This is a genomic window from Mycobacterium hackensackense (assembly GCF_025822555.1).
Classification (GTDB): domain Bacteria; phylum Actinomycetota; class Actinomycetes; order Mycobacteriales; family Mycobacteriaceae; genus Mycobacterium; species Mycobacterium fluoranthenivorans.
Genome location: NZ_JACKUC010000034.1, coordinates 99,074 through 117,028, shown reverse-complemented (window position 1 = coordinate 117,028; position 17,955 = coordinate 99,074). Strand labels below are relative to the sequence as shown.

The following is a 17,955-nucleotide window of genomic DNA, read 5'->3' as shown; positions in this document are numbered from 1 at the left end:
GCCGATGCTCACCCCGCACGATGAACTCCTCTGTCATCAACTGCCCACCACCTTCGACCACGTCTCGCAGTCGGACCTGCGCTGGACCGAGCGGATCGTCATGTACGGCTTCGATCGCTCGGGTGATGTCAACGTGATGACCGGTATGGCCCGCTACCCCAACCGCAACGTGACCGACGCCTACGCGATGATCACCCGCCGGGGCGGGAAGGCCCGGGTGGTGCGGATGTCCAGCGAGCTGAATCCCCAGACCGATGCTCTGGGAACGTATTCCGTCGGACCGTTCACGTACTCGGTGGAGGAGCCGCTGCGCACCGTACGCGCCCAGCTGGCACCCAACGAGCAGGGGGTCAGCCTCGATCTGCGGCTGCGCGGACAGTTTCCCGCCTACGAGCAGACCCCGGCCTTCCATCGCAGTCGTGGCCGGGTCAGCGAGGACGCGCGGCGGTTCTACCAGAACGGCGAGCTGGAGGGCTGGATCGAAATCGACGGCGAGCGCATCGAGATCGACCCGCAACGATGGTGGTTCGGTCGGGACCACTCGTGGGGTGTGCGAAACGGCCCGGGCGGTGGCAGCCTCTTCGAGGGGGCCAACCTGCAACCCCCCGAGATCCCCGACGGCACCCTCTATTACATGGGCATCTTCGAATTCGACGACGAGCTGGTGCATTTCGCGCAGCGCGAGACCAGCACGGGGGAGCGCTGGCAGTTCGAGGGCGAGATCCTGCACCCGATCGAGACCGGTCGGCCCGCCGGTTCCATCATCGATGTCGAGCATGATCTGAGATTCCGCGATGACCTGCGGGTGATCAGTGGCGGCACCTTCACCGTGCACCGCGCCGACCGCACCACCAGCACCATCGAGGTCAGCCCGATCACCGACTTCTGGCCCGGCCTGGCCGGCTATATGGAGGTCGACGGGTACGCGTCCGGGCATTGGCGCGGAACGGATTTCCTCGACGGGTTCACCGCCGACACCAACGATCTCGACGTCGTCAGGCCGGTCAGCCTGCTGTCCGAGACGCTGTGCCGGGTGACCATGGCCGGTAAGACCGGGTACGGCCTGGTGGAGATGGTCTTTGTCGGCGCATACCCGCGTTATGGATACACGGGATGGTGAGGATGCCGGTTGCGGATCTGCCCGCCGCACTCGAGCACCTGGTGCGGCGGCACATCCCCGGCGCGGGGAACGCGCGGATCATCAACTGGGCGCCCAGTCCGGGCGGATTCTCCACCGAGACCTACCTCTTCGACGTCACGGACCTGGACGGCGCCGCCCCGCTGGGGCTGGTCTTTCGCCGTCCGCCGGAATTCCAGATCCTGCCCGGTTACGACCTGCGCCGGCAGTACCTCGTCATGGAACGCCTTGCGCCATCGCCGGTTCCGGTGCCGTCGGTGCGTTGGATCGACCCCCGTGGCGACGCGTTGGGAAGCCCGTATCTGGTGATGGACCGCATCGACGATATCGTCGGCGTCAGCGATGTGCCGCCCTATCACGGAGCGGGGATCTTCGCCGAGACCGACGATGCCGGCCGTGCCGCGCTGTGGAACGGCTGCGTCGACATGATTGCGGCGGTGCACCGCGTCGATGTGCAGGCCCACCGACTGGGGTTCCTCGGACCGCCCGCGCCCGCGGATCTGGTCGGGTTTCTGCGGTACGCCCTGAAGTGGGCGTACGCCGACGCGCCACTGCACCCGACCTTCACCCGTGCACTGGGCTGGCTCGAAGCACACCTCTACGAGCCGGAACGGGTGGGTCTGTGCTGGGGAGACGCCCGGATGTCGAATGTGCTGTACCGGCCCGACCTGACCCCGAAGGCGGTGCTGGACTGGGAAATCGCCTACCTGGGCGATCAGGCCGCCGATATCAGCTGGCTGCTGATGACCGACTGGGTGAGCAGTCCGCTGCCCGACAACATGTCCGCCGTGGGCACCCCCACCCGAGAGGAAACCGTCGACCGGTACGAACACGCGGTCGGGCGCCGGATCGGCAACCTCGCCTTCACCGATGTCACCGCTCCGCTGCTGCTCGCCGTGGCGCTGGTGCGGCTGAACCGCCGCTTCGCCGTCGACGGGCTGGACCTGGCCGACATCTGTGCCCGACGGATCGACTTTGTCCTGAACAACTGAACTCACTACCTTTTCGGTGTGGGTGCACCTGAAAGTCCGCCGTTTCCCCGGAGCATGGCGCTCCTGGTCGCCGGTGCGTTCTTCATGGAGATCCTGGACGCCAGCATCCTGACACCGGCGATCCCCGCGATGGCCGCCCAATTCGGGGTCGGTGCCATCGATGTCAACGTGGCGATCACCGCCTACCTGGTCACCGTCGCCGTGCTCATCCCGGCCAGCGGTTGGATGGCCGACCGCTTCGGTATCCGGCGGGTGTTCATCGCCGCCATCGCGATCTTCACGCTGGCCTCGGTGGGCTGCGCGCTGAGCGCGTCGCTGCCCATGCTGGTCGGGATGCGGATTGCCCAGGGCGTCGGCGGAGCCATGATGGTGCCGGTCGGCCGGCTGGCCGTGTTGCGGTTCAGTGGCAAGGCCGACTTGGTGCGGGCGATCGCGCTGCTGACCTGGCCGGCACTCGCGGCTCCGGTGCTGGCTCCGGTGCTCGGCGGCGCGATCGCGACCGTCGGCAACTGGCGGTGGATCTTCCTGGTCAACATTCCGCTCGGCGTCATCGGGCTCATCTTGGCGTTCAAGCTGATTCGGGGTGACCCCGCGCCGGCGCGCACACCGCTGGACTGGCCGGGCATCCTGCTGCTGGGCGGCGGTATCGCCGCGGCGCTCATCGGCCTGGAACACATCCGGGTCGACGGCACCGACTGGCTGCTGGTCGGCGGGTGCGGTGTGGCCGCGCTGGCGCTTCTGATCGCGGCGGTCTGGCATCTGCTGCGCACCGAGGCGCCGCTGGTGGCGCTCCGGGTGCTGAAGGTACGGACGCTGCGGATCACGGTGTCGGCGGGATCGCTGTACCGGATGGTCATCACGGCGGTGCCGTTCCTCCTGCCGTTGCAGTTCCAGCTCGAGTTCGGTTGGACTCCGTTCGCGGCGGGTCTGATGGTGGCCGCGCTCTTCGCGGGCAATCTCACCATCAAACCGGCGACCACACCGTTGATGCGTAGATTCGGCATCCGCACCGTGCTGCTGGTCAACGGGCTCGCCTCGGTGGGCTGTTTCGGTCTGCTGGCGGCGCTTAGGCCGGGTGTGCCGGTGGCGCTCATCGCGGCGGTGCTCTACCTCAGCGGTGCGCTGCGATCGGTCGGGTTCACGGCCTACAACAGCCTGGCGTTCTCCGACGTCGACGGGGACCGACTCACGCATGCCAACACGCTCAACGCGGCGGTGCAGGAACTGGCGGCCGGCCTGGGTATCGCGCTGGCGGCCCTGCTGCTGAGTCAGTTGACCTCCTACTCGCTGACGTACCTGGTGTTCGGCGCGTTGATGGCGGTGACGCTGGTGGAGTCGTTGCGGTTGCCGGGCAATGCCGGCGCGCACGTCAGTGGCGCCGGCTGATCTGCGCACCTTCGCGGCACAGCAACCGCGCAGAAACATTGACACTGTCCCGGTGCACCCGTTAGATTCCGGGTTATGTCTGCAATCTTGGTCATCTCTACCAACTTTATGGAGATGCGATGAGTGCCCCCACCGACCTGGACCCGGCCGCGGCCCGATATGAGTTGAGCCACTTGCGCGCGCTGGAGGCCGAGGCCATCCACATCATCCGCGAGGTGGCCGCCGAGTTCGAGAAGCCCGTCCTGCTGTTCTCCGGTGGCAAGGACTCGATCGTCATGCTGCACCTGGCCATCAAGGCGTTCGCGCCCGGCCGGCTGCCGTTCCCGGTCATGCACGTCGACACCGGCCACAACTTCGACGAGGTGCTGGCTGCCCGCGACGAGCTGGTCGCCCAGCACGGGGTGCGCCTCGTCGTCGCCAAGGTGCAGGACGATATCGACGCCGGCCGCGTCGTCGAGACCATCCCGTCGCGCAATCCGATGCAGACGTTCACGCTGCTGCGCGCCATCCGGGAGAACAAATTCGATGCCGCCTTCGGTGGCGCGCGGCGCGATGAGGAGAAGGCCCGCGCCAAGGAGCGGGTGTTCAGCTTCCGCGACGAGTTCGGGCAGTGGGATCCGAAAGCGCAGCGACCGGAACTGTGGAACCTGTACAACGGCCGTCACCACAAGGGCGAGCACATCCGTGCGTTCCCCATCTCGAACTGGACCGAGTTCGACATCTGGTCCTATATCGGGGCCGAGAAGATCACGCTGCCGTCCATCTACTACGCGCACCAGCGCCAGGTGTTCGAACGTGACGGGATGCTGCTGGCGGTGCACAAGTTCCTGCAGCCACGCAAGGACGAGCCGGTCGTCGAGAAGACCGTGCGGTTCCGCACCGTCGGTGATGTCACCTGCACCGGGTGCGTGGAATCGTTGGCGGGCACCGTTTCCGAGGTGATCGCCGAGACCGCGGTGTCCCGTCTCACCGAACGTGGCGCGACCCGCGCCGACGACCGCATCTCCGAAGCAGGTATGGAAGATCGCAAGCGCGAGGGGTATTTCTGATATGGCAACGCTTCTTCGCATCGCCACCGCCGGCTCCGTCGACGACGGTAAGTCGACGCTGATCGGCCGGCTGCTGTTCGACTCCAAGGCCGTCATGGAGGACCAGCTCGCGGCCGTCGAGCGCACCTCCAAGGAACGCGGAAACGATTACACCGACCTGGCTTTGGTGACCGACGGCCTGCGCGCCGAGCGGGAGCAGGGCATCACCATCGATGTCGCCTACCGCTACTTCGCCACCGCCAAGCGCAAATTCATCATCGCCGACACCCCCGGGCACGTGCAGTACACCCGCAACATGGTGACCGGCGCCTCCACGGCGCAGCTGGTGATCGTGCTGGTCGATGCGAGGCACGGGTTGCTGGAGCAGTCTCGCCGGCACGCCTTCCTGGCCTCGCTGCTGGGCATCCAGCACATCGTGCTGGCCGTCAACAAGATGGACCTGGTGGACTGGGATGAGCAGCGGTTCAACAAGATCCGCGACGACTTCCACGAGTTCGCGGCGCGCCTGGACATTCACGATGTCACCAGCATCCCGCTGTCGGCGCTCAACGGCGACAATGTCGTCACCAAATCCGATGTGGCGCCCTGGTATGAGGGTCCGGCACTGCTGAACCATCTCGAAGAGGTTTACGTCGCCGGTGACCGCAACCTGGTCGACGTCCGCTTCCCGGTGCAGTACGTGATCCGGCCGCAGACCCGCGAGCACGCGGATCACCGCAGCTACGCGGGCACCATCGCCGGTGGTGTCATGCGTCCCGGTGACGAGGTCGTCGTTCTGCCGGCCGGGAAAACCAGTCGCATCACCGAGATCTCGGGTCCGTCCGGTCCGGTGGACGAGGCCTTCACCTCGATGGCGGTGTCGATCAGCCTCGCCGACGACATCGACATCTCGCGGGGCGACATGATCGCCAGGCCCAACAACCAGCCCGATGTCACGAGTGAGTTCGACGCCACCGTGTGCTGGATGGCCGATGCGGCGGCGCTGGAACCGGGCCGTGACTACCTCATCAAGCACACCACCCGCACCACCCGGGTGAAGGTGACCGCACTGGACTACCGGCTGGACGTGAACACCCTGCATCGCGACAAGAGCGCGACGGCGTTGAAGCTCAACGAACTCGGCCGGGTCACGCTGCGCACCCAGGTTCCGCTGTTGCTCGACGAGTACTCGCGCAACGCGGCCACCGGGTCGTTCATCCTCATCGACCCGGACACCAACAGCACCGTGGCCGCCGGCATGGTGCGCGCCACCGCGCCCGCGGCCACCCGCGCGGCCAGCCCGAACGCGGTGCGCCACCAGAACCTGGTGACCGCGGCCGATCGGCTGTCGAAGGGTTCGACGGTGTGGTTCACCGGGCTGTCGGGTTCCGGAAAGTCCTCGGTCGCCATGCTTGTCGAGCAGAAGCTGCTGGCCGCCGGCCGGCCGGCCTATGTGCTCGACGGTGACAATCTGCGGCATGGCCTCAACGCCGATCTTGGATTCTCCATGGACGATCGGGCCGAGAACCTGCGCCGGCTCGCACACATCGCGACGCTGCTCGCCGATTCGGGCCAGATCGTGCTGGTGCCCGCCATCAGCCCGCTGGCCGAGCATCGCGAGCTGGCCCGCCGGGTGCACGCCGAACGCGGATACGACTTCTTCGAGGTGTTCTGCGACACCCCGTTGGCCGACTGCGAGCGGCGTGATCCGAAGGGTCTCTACGCTAAAGCTCGCCGTGGTGAAATCACCCACTTCACCGGTATCGACAGTCCCTACCAGCGGCCGAAGGACCCGGATCTGCGGCTGACGCCCGACTACACCCCGGACGAACTGGCGCAACAGGTGATCGACCTGTTAGGTAAGCGGGCATGAGTCAATCCGATCACGAGCTGGCCGCGCAGCTGGCCACCGAGGCCGGCCGGCTGCTGCTCGGTGTGCGCAGTGACCTCGCCGACGGCAGCGAAGCGGAACGGAAGGCCGCCGGGGACAAGCGGTCTCATGACTTCCTGGTCGCCGCGTTGGCCCGGCACAGGCCTGCCGACGTGGTGCTCTCCGAAGAGGGTGCCGACGACAAGGCCCGGCTGACCGCCGATCGGGTCTGGATCGTCGACCCGCTCGACGGCACCCGGGAGTTCTCCGAACTGGGTCGCGAGGACTGGGCCGTGCATGTCGCGCTGTGGCAGGCCGGCGACCTGGTGGCCGGTGCGGTCGCGCTGCCGGCCCAGGGTGTCACGCTGGCCACCCCGACGGTGGCCGCCCCGCCCGCCGCCCCGGACGTTGCGCGCATCGTGGTCTCGCGGACCCGGCCGCCCGCCGTGGCGCTCGCCGTCCGCGACGCCCTCGGCGGCGTCCTGGTCGAATTGGGTTCGGCCGGAGCGAAAGTGGCGTCCGTGGTACAAGGCATCTCGGATGTGTACGTACACGCCGGCGGGCAGTACGAGTGGGATTCCGCGGCACCGGTCGCCGTGGCACGCGCTGCGGGCCTGCACACCTCGCGGATCGACGGCTCGCCGCTGGTCTACAACCAGGACAACGTGCGCCTGCCCGATCTGGTGGTGTGCCGGCCGGAGCTCGCCGCCGCGGTGCTGGCGGTCACGGCAGGCTGACCTCAGCTGTCCCGCCGCGGCCGGTCACACGGTGGCTCGGATCGCTCGGGCTGCGTGCACGGAGCTGATCGCGCTCGACCCCTCGCCGACGGCCGCGGCAACCCGTTTGATCGAGCCGGCCCGCACGTCGCCGACCGCCATGATGGCCGGGACGCTCGTTTCGAACGGAAGCGGCCGCCGACCGAGTGCGGCCCATTCGGGTCCCAGCGAGTCGGCGGGTATCTGGGCATCGGTGAGGATGAAGCCGCGATCGTCGAGCGCGACACCGGTGAGCCAGTCGGTGGCCGGGGCGGCGCCGATGAAACAGAACAGCCCGACACAATCGCGCTCGGTGCGGATCACCTGCCCGTCGCTGCGGTTCGAGGTGGTCGTGATCGCGGTGAGGTGGTCGGCCCCGGCCAGCCCGGTCACCTCGGTGCGGGTGTGCACGGTGATCCTGGGGTGCGCCACGATGCGTTCGGCGAGGTACGCCGACATGCTCGCCGTCAGCGATGAACTTCGGACGCAGATATCGACCGCACTCCCGCGGTCGGCGAGGAACAGCGCTGCTTGACCGGCCGAGTTGGCGCCGCCGACGACCGTGACCGGCGCATCGGTACACCGGCGGGCCTCCAGTTCTGTTGCCGCATAGTAGATTCCGGCACCTTCGAAGTCGGTCCACCGTTCGATCGGCAATGAGCGATAGCGCGCGCCGGTGGCGATGACGACCGCACCCGTGGTGATGACGGTGGCATCGGCCAGGTGTACCTCGATCCGCCCCGCGGTGGCCTGCACGCCGACCACCCGGCGCGGCGAGTCGATACGAGCTCCGAACTTCTGCGCCTGGATGGTGGCCCGCCCGGTGAGTTCGGCACCGCTGAGACCGGAGGTGAATCCCAGGTAGTTCTCGATACGCGAACTGTTGGCGGCTTGGCCGCCGGGCGCGACCGAATCCAGGACCAGGGTGCGCAACCCTTCAGACGCCCCGTACACCGCCGCGCCCAGGCCCGCCGGTCCCGCGCCGATGACCACCACGTCGACGTCGCCGCTCTCGAATGCGCCACCGGCCAGGCCGAACGCCTGCGCGAGCCGTTCGGGGGTGGCCTGCCGAATCACGGATTCGGCGGTGACGACCGCCGGCAGGTCGGCGGCGGACAGGCCGGTGCCATGCGCCAGGCGAGCGCCGGCCGCGGAGCGGAAATCGGTCCATGTGAAAGGCAACTGCAGGCGGTCGAGATAGGTGTGCAGGGCAAGGGTATGCGCCGACGGTGCACCGGCAAGGATCTCGACGGTGCCGGCCTGGCGGGTCAGCAGATTCTGGCGCCGCGCCACCAGGGACCGCAGAATGACATCGGAGAGATCCGGTTGCTCATCCATCAGGCGGCGGAATTCGCGCGGATCGATCCGCACGATGGTGCCCGCGGTGGCGACGCGGGCATCGAAATAGGTGGCCTGCCCGGTCAGCAGGTTCAGCTCCCCGGTGAACTGCCGGGGACCGTAGTGCGCCACCAGCATTTCCGCGCTGTCGGCAGTGGCGCGGCGGACCACCTCCACGGTGCCGGCTTCCACGACGATCATGTCGCATCCGGCCTGGCCGGCCTGGAACAGGGTCTCGCCCGAGCGGACGTCGTGTCGGGTGCCGTAGGAGGTCAGGACATCCCACTGACCGTCGGTGAGCGGTGGTGCGGCGGGGTTGACACCCGATGTCGCCGAACAGCCCAGGGCCAGCGCCAACAACGAGGTGGCCTGCCGCAGAGCGGCTTTCGCCGACTCGGTCTCGGCCAGCGAATCGAGGGCGACGAAGTCGTGGACCGTGCCGCCGTAGCGGACCGACGTCGTGGGCACGTCCGCCTGTCGGAGCAGGGCGGCCAGGGCCTCGCCCTCATCGCGGACCGGGTCGGCCTCGGCGGTGATGATCAGCGTCGGGGGCAGGCCGGCGAAGTGTGCGGGATGCGCACCGGCTCCCCAGGTCTCCGGGGTCGGCCGATCCGCGCTGTATTGCCGCCACCATTGCCCTGCGGTGGCGCTGGACAGCAGGTAACCGTCGGCGAACAGCCGGTGCGACGGCGTGTCGCGGCCCGGGTCGGTGAGGGGGCAGAAGGCCGCGAGGAACCTGAGCGCGAACTCGTTGCGCTGTACCGACATCAGGGCGACCGAGATCGCCAGGGTGGCGCCCGCGGAGTCACCGGCAATCGCCATCCGGGTGGGGTCGATGCCGTGGGCGGCACCGTGCGCGAGCACCCAACGGCATACCTCGTAGATCTGCTCGACGGTCCGGGGATACCTGGCGCTCCAGACGGAACCGTAGTCCGGGCAGACCACCGTGGCGCCGGTCTGCAGGACCAGCTGCTGCACCAACCGGTCTCGTGAGCCCGCGGCTTCGGGGAAGAGGTCGCCGCCGCGGAGAAAGACGATGGCGGGGACGGGGTCGGTGATCGCCGTCGGCCTGACGAGGCGCACCTTGATGACCCCCAGGTCTTCGCAGTCGACGATCGTCCACTCCTCGTGGTCGGTGTCGACGGCGGCGACCGGCCCGGTCATCGGATGCTCTCCTCGGCGGTCAGGTATTGCGGTCCGCCGGGTCCGAGACCGGACTGGCCGGCCAGTCGGATGCCGCCGGCCGCCACCGCCCGCAGATGAGACAGGCGGGCATGTTCCCAGCCGCGTAGCGCGCCGACGGGTAACGCGGAGCCGGGCCGCCAACCGGTGAGCACGGCGGCCAATCCGGCAGCGTCGCCGAACGCCTTCGAGGTTCCCGACGCGGTGTGCGGGCGGACGGTACCTGCCGCGTCACCGATCAATGCGATGTGGTCGGCCGCCATCTGTGCGGACGGAAGGTCGAAGACGGGCTGCAGGAAAACTCTTGACACTCCGATCAATTCGGCGAACTGCGGTGGCAGCTCACGCGCTGCGAGTTCGAGCAGGGCGGCCTGGGACCGCTCGGTGAGCTCGCCGGGCGGCAGGAACTGGTCGAACCGCTGGCCCGACCGCGCGGTCATCAGCTCGGTGAGTCGGGCCGCCGCGGTGTTGACGTAGCAGACCCAGTTCACGCGGCGCGCACCGGCGGCGCGTTGCCCGTCTGCACCCGGCACCAGGTAGCACAGCATCTGCAGGCCGGGGACTGCGAACATGGTGAACCGCTCCGCGAGCAGCGCCAGCAGGTGTTCGGGTACATCCGCCTCGGGTTCCAGCCCCCGGAAGGCCACATATCCGCTGTACTTCAGGTCGTTGCGGCCGGTGAGCAACTGTCGTGTGGTGGAGCCGATCCCGTCGACGCCGACCACGAAATCGCCTGTCGATTCGTGGCTGTCGCCGAATCCCGCGGTCACCCGCCCGGCGTCGAGGCTCAGTTCGGTCAGCGTGCTGTTCATCCGCACACTCTCGCCGCCCAGTGGTTCACGAAGGGCGTGATACAGGGTGTCCCACGCCGTCATCCATTGCGGTGCCGAGTACCGGTGCGGCTCGCCGTGCCGGTGCAACTGTTGGCGTTCGGACAGGGCGACACTGACCGAGGGCACCGACCTGTGGATCTTCGCGAGCAGCTCGGCGACTTCGGGCTGCATGACGATGCCCGCGCCGCGCGGCTGGGTGCGGTCGACGGAGCGTTCGTAGACCGCGATATCGGCTCCGGCCCATCGCATTTCGTGGGCGGCGGCGAGCCCGCCGAGGGAGCCGCCGATGATGAGGCAACGCACGTCAGTGCACCGCCCCTGCGTCGCACTGCAGGTGGGGCTGGTGTGGCATCCCGATCGCCGATCAGAGCTTCAGGAAGTGCAGGAGATCGGCGTTGATGACGTCGGCGTGGGTGGTGGGCATACCGTGCGGGAAGTTGTCGCGATAGGTCTTCAAGGTCCCGTTCTGCAGGAGCGCAGCGGATTTCGGCCCGGACGCGACGTAGGGCACGATCTGGTCGTCCACGCTGTGCATCACCAAGGTGGGGATGGTGATCTTCTTGAGATCCTCGGTGAAGTCGGTCTGCGAGAACGCGACGATCCCGTCATAGTGCGACAGTGCGTCACCCATCATGCCCTGGCGCCACCAGTTTTCGATGATGGCTTCCGACGACTGCACGCCCGGCTTGTCGTAGTTGTAGAACGGCCCTGACGGAAGCGCCCGGTAGAACTCCGAGCGGTTGGCGGCCAACTGGGCCTGCAGGTCGTCGAACACCGATTTGGGCAGGCCTTCGGGGTTGGCCTCGGTCTGCACCATGAGCGGTGGAACTGCACTGATGAGTGCGGCTTTCGCGGCGCGCTGGGCACCGTGGCGCGCCAGGAAGCGGACCACTTCACCACCGCCGGTGGAGTGGCCGACATGGATGGCATCGTGCAGGTCGAGTGCTTCCACCAGGGCAGCCAGGTCATCGGCGTAGTGGTCCAGATCGTGTCCGCCGGGTGTTTGGGTGGAGCGCCCGTGGCCGCGCCGGTCGTGCGCGATGACGCGGTAGCCGTGTGAGAGGAAGAACAACATCTGGTTGTCCCAGTCATCGGAGGACAGCGGCCAGCCGTGGCTGAAGACGATGGGTTGGCCCTGACCCCAGTCCTTGTAGAAGATCTCGGTGCCGTCGGTGGTGGTGATCGTGCTCATGGTCCTGCTCCTCGGTAGGTGGATGGTTACTGGTCGACCGGGTTGATACGGGAGACGATCAGTGGGTCGGCGGGAGTGAAGGGGAAATCCGGCAGGTCGTCGATATGGGTGTCGAAGGCGGCCGCGAGTACGGCGCGCGAGTATGCGCTGGCCGAGGCGCGGTAGCCGATATCCGCGGGGAACGGCTGGTCGAAGAAGATCAGGAAATGCCAGTCGCCCTGGGGGCCGGAGCGCAGCGACTCGGGGGGTTGCTTCAGCTGACCGATGTTCTCGATGTGGTGTGGATAGGCGCGCGGGATGAAGTACACGTCGCCGGTGGTCAGGTTCCAGGTGTCCAGTGTTCCGTCGGGGTTCATGACGGTCATCCGGGCCGCACCGTGTCGGACATACCCCATCTCGGCGGTGACGGGATGCCAGTGCGGTTCGCGCATACTGTCTTCGGTGACACGCAGCGAGTACATCGAGATGTCCTTGAGCGCCGGCCAGTACTGGTCGCGCGCGAAGCGCGCGTTACCGCTGACGTAGTTCAGCCCGGGTTGCTGGGCTTCGATATCGAACTTGTGCGGGTCCTTGAAGTACGCCCCCGACGGCACGACCGGGTCGCCCACGCGGGCGGCCAGTTTGCGGTCGACGGTGGTCCGGCGGATCGTGGCGAAATCCGCGGAAGGCAGGTCATAGGTGTTGCCCAGGACCGCGTCGGAGAAGGCGCCCAACGTGGCGCCGAAGCCGAAGTCCTCGGGGCGTTCGTGGCGGAAGGCGATGATGAATTCGGCCACGTCGTCGCCGATGTTCTCGATGTGGTGCAGGGAGCCGGAGGCGGCGTGGAACATCTGGCCCGCGGTGAGCACGAAGGTGGAGAATCTGCTGCCGTCGTCCAGGATGGAGACGAGGGCGGTACCCGAGACGCAGTAGGTGAGTTCGTCGGCGTTGGCGTGCCAGTGCGGCGTGCGCATGGCGCCGGGGTTCAGCAGCACTCGCTTGATCGACAGGTTCTTCAGGATGGGCAGGTTGTCGGCGGTGATCCGGCGCATCGAACCCAGGTCGTTCTCCTCGACGATCTCACCGTCGTGCAGCGAGGCCGTGTGGATACCGGGGGCGGCGAGCGAGGTCATGCGGTTTCCTCCTGCGTGGTGTTGTCGTTCACTCTCGTCGACCTACCGGCGGTCTGTCATGGATGCTGCCGGTAATCAAGGGGACCGCCAGTGGTACTCCGGTGCTTCCGGTCAGCCACCAATTGCTCGAGTGTCCGTCGGCACCCACGCTCTGGTCATCAGTCGGATGACTGAGGAGTCTCCCGCCTGCGGAAGCCGAGCCGGTGCAGGCGCCCGGGCCTATCATTCGAGGATCACGCGGTCACGATGACCGCGTCTTGGCGACAAGGCGCAACCAGTGAGCTCCCATCAGCACTCCGGCGGGGTGGTCCTCGATCCGGCGACCGCCCGTCTGCTGGCCGCGATGAGAACTCCGCCGACCATGCGTGATCTCGGCCCCGAAGACGGGCGGGTGGCGTTGCGGGAGGCTCAGCAGTCCGGCCTCGATCCGGTCGGCACGGTCGTGCGGTTCCATACCGCGCAGGTGGGACCGTCGGGGCTCACCGGGTTCTGGATCGTGCGCCCGCAGGGAGTGCATGGTCGGCTGCCCGCGGTCTTCTACCTGCACGGCGGCCAGTGGATGTTCGGCGATGCCGACACGCATGCCGACGTGATCGCCGAGTTCGCCCTCAGATGCCGGGTGTCGATGGTGGTACCCGAGTACAGCCGCACCCCGGAGGCGCGTTACCCGGTGGCGCTGGAGGAGTGCTACGCCATGCTGCGGTGGATCCACGCCCACGCCGACGATCTCGAACTGGACGCGAAGGAGTTCGCGATCGCCGGTGACTGTGCGGGCGCGACACTGGCGATCGCGGTGGCGATGTTGACCAAATCCCGCGGCGGGCCGCGCCTTCGGGCGCAACTCGTCTACTACCCGCCCACGGATGCACTGTGCCGCTCCGAATCCCACCGCACGTTCGGCGCGAACTATCTGGTCAGTAGCGACGAACAGGCCTGGTACTGGCAGCAGTATTGCGATGACGACCCCGAATGTCCCACCGTGTCACCGTTGTACGCCGCGGCCGAGGACCTGGCCGGTCTGCCGCCGACGATGGTCGTCACCGCAGAGGCCGATGTGGTTCGCGACGAAGGAGCGGATTTCGCGGCGAAGTTGCGCGCTGCGGGAGTCGACGTGACGGCGTTGCGTTACCTGGGTACCGTGCACGATTTCGTCGTACTCAAGCAGCTCGCCGACACGCCGCCCACCCGGGCTGCCATCGAACAGGGAGCCTGGTTCCTCACCGAGGCGTTGTGGCGATGACAGTGGTGCACAGTGCGCCGCGTCTCATCGGTCGAGACTGCGTCGTCGCCACACTTTCGGCGGTGGTGAATCACGCGCCCGGAGCGCCACCGGCGCTGCTGGTCATCGGGCAGGCGGGGATCGGCAAGACCGCGTTGCTGCGCCGCGCAGCTGCCGGCGCCGATGACGGTGTGCAGGTGCTGTGGCTTGCCGGGGCGTCGAGTTCGCCCGGGCATGTGCGGTTGGCCACGGTGCTGTGGCCGTTTCGCCACCACTGCGAGCAGTTGCCGTGGGGCCTGCAGCGGGTACTGCGCGATCTGTTCGACGGCGGCGGGACGCCACACGCCTATGCGGCGCCGCTGGCCGACGCGGTGGTGGCGTTGCTGGAGGCCGCCGCTGCGCCGATCGTGCTGCTGGTCGACGATATCGACCAATTGGGAAGCGACGCAGGCGAATTTCTCTTCGCCGTGGTCGCGCAGCTGGCGGGGACACGGGTCCGGGCACTGTTCACCGCGCGTCGCCGCGACGTGCTCGGCGGTGTGGCAAGGTCCATCGACAGCATCGACGTGCCACCGCTTTCGGCGGCGTCTTCGGCAGAACTCCTGGACGCGCAACCAGACCAACCGGATCGCAGCGTGCGCGGCGAGGTCATCCGCTGGTCGCGTGGCAATCCGCTGGCGTTGATCGAGTACGCCCGGGCCTATGGCCGCAACAAGACCAGGACGTTCCACGGCGCCACCATGAGCGAACTGGCCGGGTACCATCCGGTCTTCGTCAATCAAATCGCCGGGCTGCCCGCCGACACCCGAAAGCTGCTGCTGGTGGCGGCGGCGGCCACCGGGTACGAGAGCATCGATGCGATCACCCGGGCCGCCGGCCACGCCGACGACTTTGTCCACTGGCAACCCGCCCGCGCCGCCGGCATCGTCGAATTCACCGACGACCGGCGCGTGATCTTCGCCAACGCGATGATCCGGTCGGCGGCATACGCCGCCGGCGACCTGGGCATGCAGCGGGCCGCCCACGTGGCGCTGGCCGCCACCCCAGGGCTGACGGAGAGTCTGCGGGCGTGGCATCTCGCCGCCGCCGCACCCGGGCCGGATGAGGAGATTGCCCAGGCGCTGGAACAGTCGGCCACCATATCATCTTGTCCGGGAACGGAATTGGAGCTGGCACGCGCGCTGCAACGGGCGGCCGAGATGAGTCCGCAGCGCGGTGACGCGGCTCGCCGCTACGCGCAGGCCGCCAGTGCGGCCAACTTCGGGGGCGACCCCGGCTGGGCCATGGCGCTCACCGATGTGCCGCTGCGGGAGGCCCAGGATGCCGATGTCGCCGGGTTCGCCGCGCTGACTCGTGCCTCCACGCTGCTGCAATACGCGCGTCCCACCGAAGCGGTCGACACCGTGCGGTCCGTCCTCGATGGCCGGCGCCCCGTCGACCGGCACCTGGAGTTGGCGCTGCTGTACGCGGCGGCGGGCGCCGCGTACTACTCAGGGGAACTCGACCATCGCCGGGATCTCCGTCGCTGGTTGGAAACCCTCGAATTGCCCACCGCGGCAAGCCGGTTCTCGCTGCCGTTCCCGGTGGGAGTCGCGTCGTTGCAGCGGGCCCATATCGCGATGTACGCCGAGACGGCCGGCTCGGCCGGTGCCCGGCCTCGCGTGTTCGACCGTGCGCTGCTGCGACCGCAGCCCGGAACGCCGGCGGACATGGCACGACGGTTGATCGCCGGTGCGATGGCCTATTCCAGCGAAGACACGGCCGTCGCGGCGCGGGAGCTCGGCATCGTGGTCGGGGATACGGCGAATCTGGAAGGGCTGCGCGGGTTCACGTTCGCACTGGCGCCGCTGGCCTGGGCGCTGCTGGACACCGGTCGATGGGAGGAGTTGACGCACCTGCTCACCGCCGCCGCCTCGATCGGCGCCGTCCGGTCGATCACGTTGGTCGACCGCGAGATCAAGGCCTGCACCGCCGCGCTGCTCGCCTTCCGGGGTGACGTGGACGGTGCGAGCGCTGCCCTGAAGGAGGCCCGCGCCGTCGCCCCAGGGTCTGCAGCCCCGCCGCGGGCCACGGAAGTGGCCCTGATGCGCGCCTCGGGCTGGATCGCGGTCGCATCGGGGGATTTCGAGGAGGCCTACCGGCGCTTCGGGGCGATGTTCCTCAGCAATGCCGATCCTGCGCACTTCGTGATCTCCTACCGCGCGGTCGCCGACCTCGCCTGGGCCGCGACGCGGTGCGGTCGGACCGAGGAGGTGGCGCCGCTCATCGCCAGGATCGGCCGCCAGGTGATGGTCAAACCACCTGCACGCCTTCGCCTTCTGCAACATCAGGCCACCGCACTCGCGACGGCCGGGCACCGGGCCGAACGTCACTACAAGCTCGCGGTGTTCGACCCGGCGGGCGAACAATGGCCACTGGACCGGGCCCGGGCGCGGTTGCACTACGGCGAGTGGTTACGCCGGGCCCGTCGACCCGCTGAGGCCAAACTGTTGCTCAGTGCCGCGCTGGAGGTGTTCGAGCGACTCGGGGTGCAACCTCTGACCGAGATCGCGCGTGCCGAGTTGCGCGCAGCCGGGGTGCCGGATACCGCGTCGGTGGACCGAAATGCGCTGCACGCGTTGACGGCCCAGGAACGTCAGATCGTCGCGTTGGCCGCGTCGGGTCTGACCAATCGGGAGATTGCCGAGCGGCTGAAACTCTCGCCGCGCACCATTGCCTCCCACCTTTATCACGTATATCCGAAACTCGGTGTGACGCGCCGCCACGAACTTCGGGAGTTCACCAGCTGAGCGCGGCAGCCAGAGCGGCCGCCGCCTGTGCGGTGGCCGCTCTGGCCGCACCGGACTCCCGCAGTGCGTTCAACACCACGAAGTCGTGAATCGTGCCCTCGTACCGCACCGCGGCAGAGACAGCGCCGGCCGCGCGCAACCGCGCCGAGAAGGCTTCGCCTTCGTCACGGACGACATCGGCTTCGGCGGTGATGATCAACGACGGGGGAAAGCGGGCCAGGTCGCGGTCCTGGGCGCGTAGCGGGCAGACGGTGTCCAGCGTGCGGTCCTGGGGATTCGGGACGTACTGGTCCCAGTGCCATTGCATGGTGTCCCGGCGCAGGCCGTAGCCTTGCGCGAAGGTGAGGTAGGACGGCGTCGCGAAATCCACGTCCGTGACCGGCGTGAACGCCACCAGTTGGCGGAATTGAAAAGACTTGCGCTGCAATGCCAGCAGTATCACGGCGATCGCGAGGTTGGCGCCCTCGGAGTCGCCCGCGACAGCGAGCCGGGCGGAGTCCAGACCGTGCTCGGCGCCGCGGGTGATCACCCATTGCGCGGTGGCGTAGACCTGCTCCAGGGCGACGGGATAGCGCGCCTCTGGGCACAGCGCATATTCGGGGAAGATCACGGCGGCGCCCGACCTGATCGCCAACTCACGAACGATCCTGTCGTGGGTCGCTGCGTCTCCGCGGACCCAACCGCCGCCGTGCAGATACAGCACTGCCGCCGAGGGGGCGGTGCGATCCGATCGCTCGACGATGCGGACTCGCAGGGCCCCGTGATCGGGTGTCTCGACTGTGGTCCAGCGTTCGGAGATCGGTGCGGCGGTGTCCGTTGCGTGTGTATCCCGTTGCAGCTCGGCCCAGGCGGTACGCTGGGCGGCCGCGGCGTGGGTGTGCGTGAGCGGGTGGGATCCGGCGGACACCAGGAACGCCTGCGCGGCAGGATCGAGTGCGAGGCCATGCGGGTTCGCCGTCACGTCGCTGCCCTCCCCGGTTCGGACGCGGACCTCAGTGTGAGAGCACCATCGGACACCCGTCATCAGTCACATGACTGATGACGGCGCACCGCGCACCGGCGACCCTGGAGTGCGCAGACACGGAGGAGAGGTCACAGGATATGCCGACGGCGTCGGAAAG

General features: G+C 68.0%; 13 protein-coding genes. 8 read left to right on the top strand and 5 right to left on the bottom strand.

Annotation, left to right across the window (positions count from 1 at the left end; genetic code table 11):
• Positions 1–4: 4 nt before the first annotated feature.
• The 6 genes from H7J86_RS26700 to H7J86_RS26675 all read left to right on the top strand — a co-directional run bounded on the left by H7J86_RS26700 (position 5) and on the right by H7J86_RS26675 (position 7,151).
• Positions 5–1,120 (top strand): Rv3169 family protein, encoded by a 1,116-nt coding sequence (locus H7J86_RS26700; RefSeq protein WP_267294682.1) that lies wholly within the window; start codon positions 5–7, stop codon positions 1,118–1,120.
• Positions 1,114–2,130, top strand: coding sequence for a phosphotransferase family protein (locus tag H7J86_RS26695; RefSeq protein WP_090363979.1), 1,017 nt, complete (start codon positions 1,114–1,116; stop codon positions 2,128–2,130). The genes H7J86_RS26700 and H7J86_RS26695 overlap by 7 nt, the downstream gene beginning before the upstream one ends.
• A gap of 54 nt (positions 2,131–2,184) precedes the next feature.
• On the top strand, positions 2,185–3,516 hold the full coding sequence (locus tag H7J86_RS26690; RefSeq protein WP_267294909.1) for an MFS transporter: 1,332 nt from the start codon (positions 2,185–2,187) through the stop codon (positions 3,514–3,516).
• Positions 3,517–3,635: 119 nt separating this feature from the next.
• Complete coding sequence (gene cysD, locus H7J86_RS26685) at positions 3,636–4,565, top strand: sulfate adenylyltransferase subunit CysD (protein ID WP_090363976.1); 930 nt, start codon at positions 3,636–3,638, stop codon at positions 4,563–4,565.
• A gap of 1 nt (position 4,566) precedes the next feature.
• Entirely contained in the window at positions 4,567–6,417 is a 1,851-nt protein-coding gene (cysN, locus tag H7J86_RS26680) for a sulfate adenylyltransferase subunit CysN (protein WP_187096531.1), read from the top strand.
• Complete coding sequence (locus tag H7J86_RS26675) at positions 6,414–7,151, top strand: 3'(2'),5'-bisphosphate nucleotidase CysQ (protein WP_090363974.1); 738 nt, start codon at positions 6,414–6,416, stop codon at positions 7,149–7,151. The genes cysN and H7J86_RS26675 overlap by 4 nt, the downstream gene beginning before the upstream one ends.
• A 24-nt stretch (positions 7,152–7,175) precedes the next feature.
• Here the strand turns inward: H7J86_RS26675 and H7J86_RS26670 are convergent, their stop codons facing one another.
• The 4 genes from H7J86_RS26670 to H7J86_RS26655 all read right to left on the bottom strand — a co-directional run bounded on the left by H7J86_RS26670 (position 7,176) and on the right by H7J86_RS26655 (position 12,826).
• Entirely contained in the window at positions 7,176–9,671 is a 2,496-nt protein-coding gene (locus tag H7J86_RS26670; protein WP_267294680.1) for an alpha/beta hydrolase fold domain-containing protein, read from the bottom strand.
• Positions 9,668–10,825 (bottom strand): FAD binding domain-containing protein, encoded by a 1,158-nt coding sequence (locus H7J86_RS26665; protein ID WP_267294678.1) that lies wholly within the window; start codon positions 10,823–10,825, stop codon positions 9,668–9,670. Before H7J86_RS26665 ends, H7J86_RS26670 begins: the two co-directional genes overlap by 4 nt.
• Positions 10,826–10,886: 61 nt before the next feature.
• Positions 10,887–11,714: an alpha/beta fold hydrolase gene (locus H7J86_RS26660; protein ID WP_090363970.1), complete on the bottom strand. Its 828-nt coding sequence runs from the start codon at positions 11,712–11,714 to the stop codon at positions 10,887–10,889.
• 26 nt (positions 11,715–11,740) lie between these two features.
• Positions 11,741–12,826, bottom strand: coding sequence for a cupin domain-containing protein (locus tag H7J86_RS26655; RefSeq protein WP_267294676.1), 1,086 nt, complete (start codon positions 12,824–12,826; stop codon positions 11,741–11,743).
• Positions 12,827–13,103: 277 nt separating this feature from the next.
• On the opposite strand from H7J86_RS26655, the gene H7J86_RS26650 reads away from it, so the two are divergent.
• Positions 13,104–14,066, top strand: a complete 963-nt coding sequence (locus H7J86_RS26650) for an alpha/beta hydrolase (protein ID WP_267294674.1) — start codon at positions 13,104–13,106, stop codon at positions 14,064–14,066.
• Complete coding sequence (locus H7J86_RS26645; protein WP_267294907.1) at positions 14,063–16,834, top strand: helix-turn-helix transcriptional regulator; 2,772 nt, start codon at positions 14,063–14,065, stop codon at positions 16,832–16,834. The genes H7J86_RS26650 and H7J86_RS26645 overlap by 4 nt, the downstream gene beginning before the upstream one ends.
• Here H7J86_RS26645 and H7J86_RS26640 read toward each other — a convergent pair.
• A complete protein-coding gene (locus H7J86_RS26640; RefSeq protein ID WP_267294672.1) occupies positions 16,824–17,795 on the bottom strand; it encodes an alpha/beta hydrolase in 972 nt (323 codons plus the stop codon). The genes H7J86_RS26645 and H7J86_RS26640 overlap by 11 nt on opposite strands.
• Between the last annotated feature and the right edge of the window lie 160 nt (positions 17,796–17,955).

What these genes read in the sequence shown, in the direction of transcription:
- H7J86_RS26700 (WP_267294682.1), top strand. Translation starts at nt 5, where the DNA reads ATGCTCACCCCGCACGATGAACTCCTCTGTCATCAACTGCCCACCACC.
- H7J86_RS26695 (WP_090363979.1), top strand. Translation starts at nt 1,114, where the DNA reads ATGGTGAGGATGCCGGTTGCGGATCTGCCCGCCGCACTCGAGCACCTG.
- H7J86_RS26690 (WP_267294909.1), top strand. Translation starts at nt 2,185, where the DNA reads ATGGCGCTCCTGGTCGCCGGTGCGTTCTTCATGGAGATCCTGGACGCC.
- cysD (WP_090363976.1), top strand. Translation starts at nt 3,636, where the DNA reads ATGAGTGCCCCCACCGACCTGGACCCGGCCGCGGCCCGATATGAGTTG.
- cysN (WP_187096531.1), top strand. Translation starts at nt 4,567, where the DNA reads ATGGCAACGCTTCTTCGCATCGCCACCGCCGGCTCCGTCGACGACGGT.
- H7J86_RS26675 (WP_090363974.1), top strand. Translation starts at nt 6,414, where the DNA reads ATGAGTCAATCCGATCACGAGCTGGCCGCGCAGCTGGCCACCGAGGCC.
- H7J86_RS26670 (WP_267294680.1), bottom strand. Translation starts at nt 9,671, where the DNA reads ATGACCGGGCCGGTCGCCGCCGTCGACACCGACCACGAGGAGTGGACG.
- H7J86_RS26660 (WP_090363970.1), bottom strand. Translation starts at nt 11,714, where the DNA reads ATGAGCACGATCACCACCACCGACGGCACCGAGATCTTCTACAAGGAC.
- H7J86_RS26655 (WP_267294676.1), bottom strand. Translation starts at nt 12,826, where the DNA reads ATGACCTCGCTCGCCGCCCCCGGTATCCACACGGCCTCGCTGCACGAC.
- H7J86_RS26645 (WP_267294907.1), top strand. Translation starts at nt 14,063, where the DNA reads ATGACAGTGGTGCACAGTGCGCCGCGTCTCATCGGTCGAGACTGCGTC.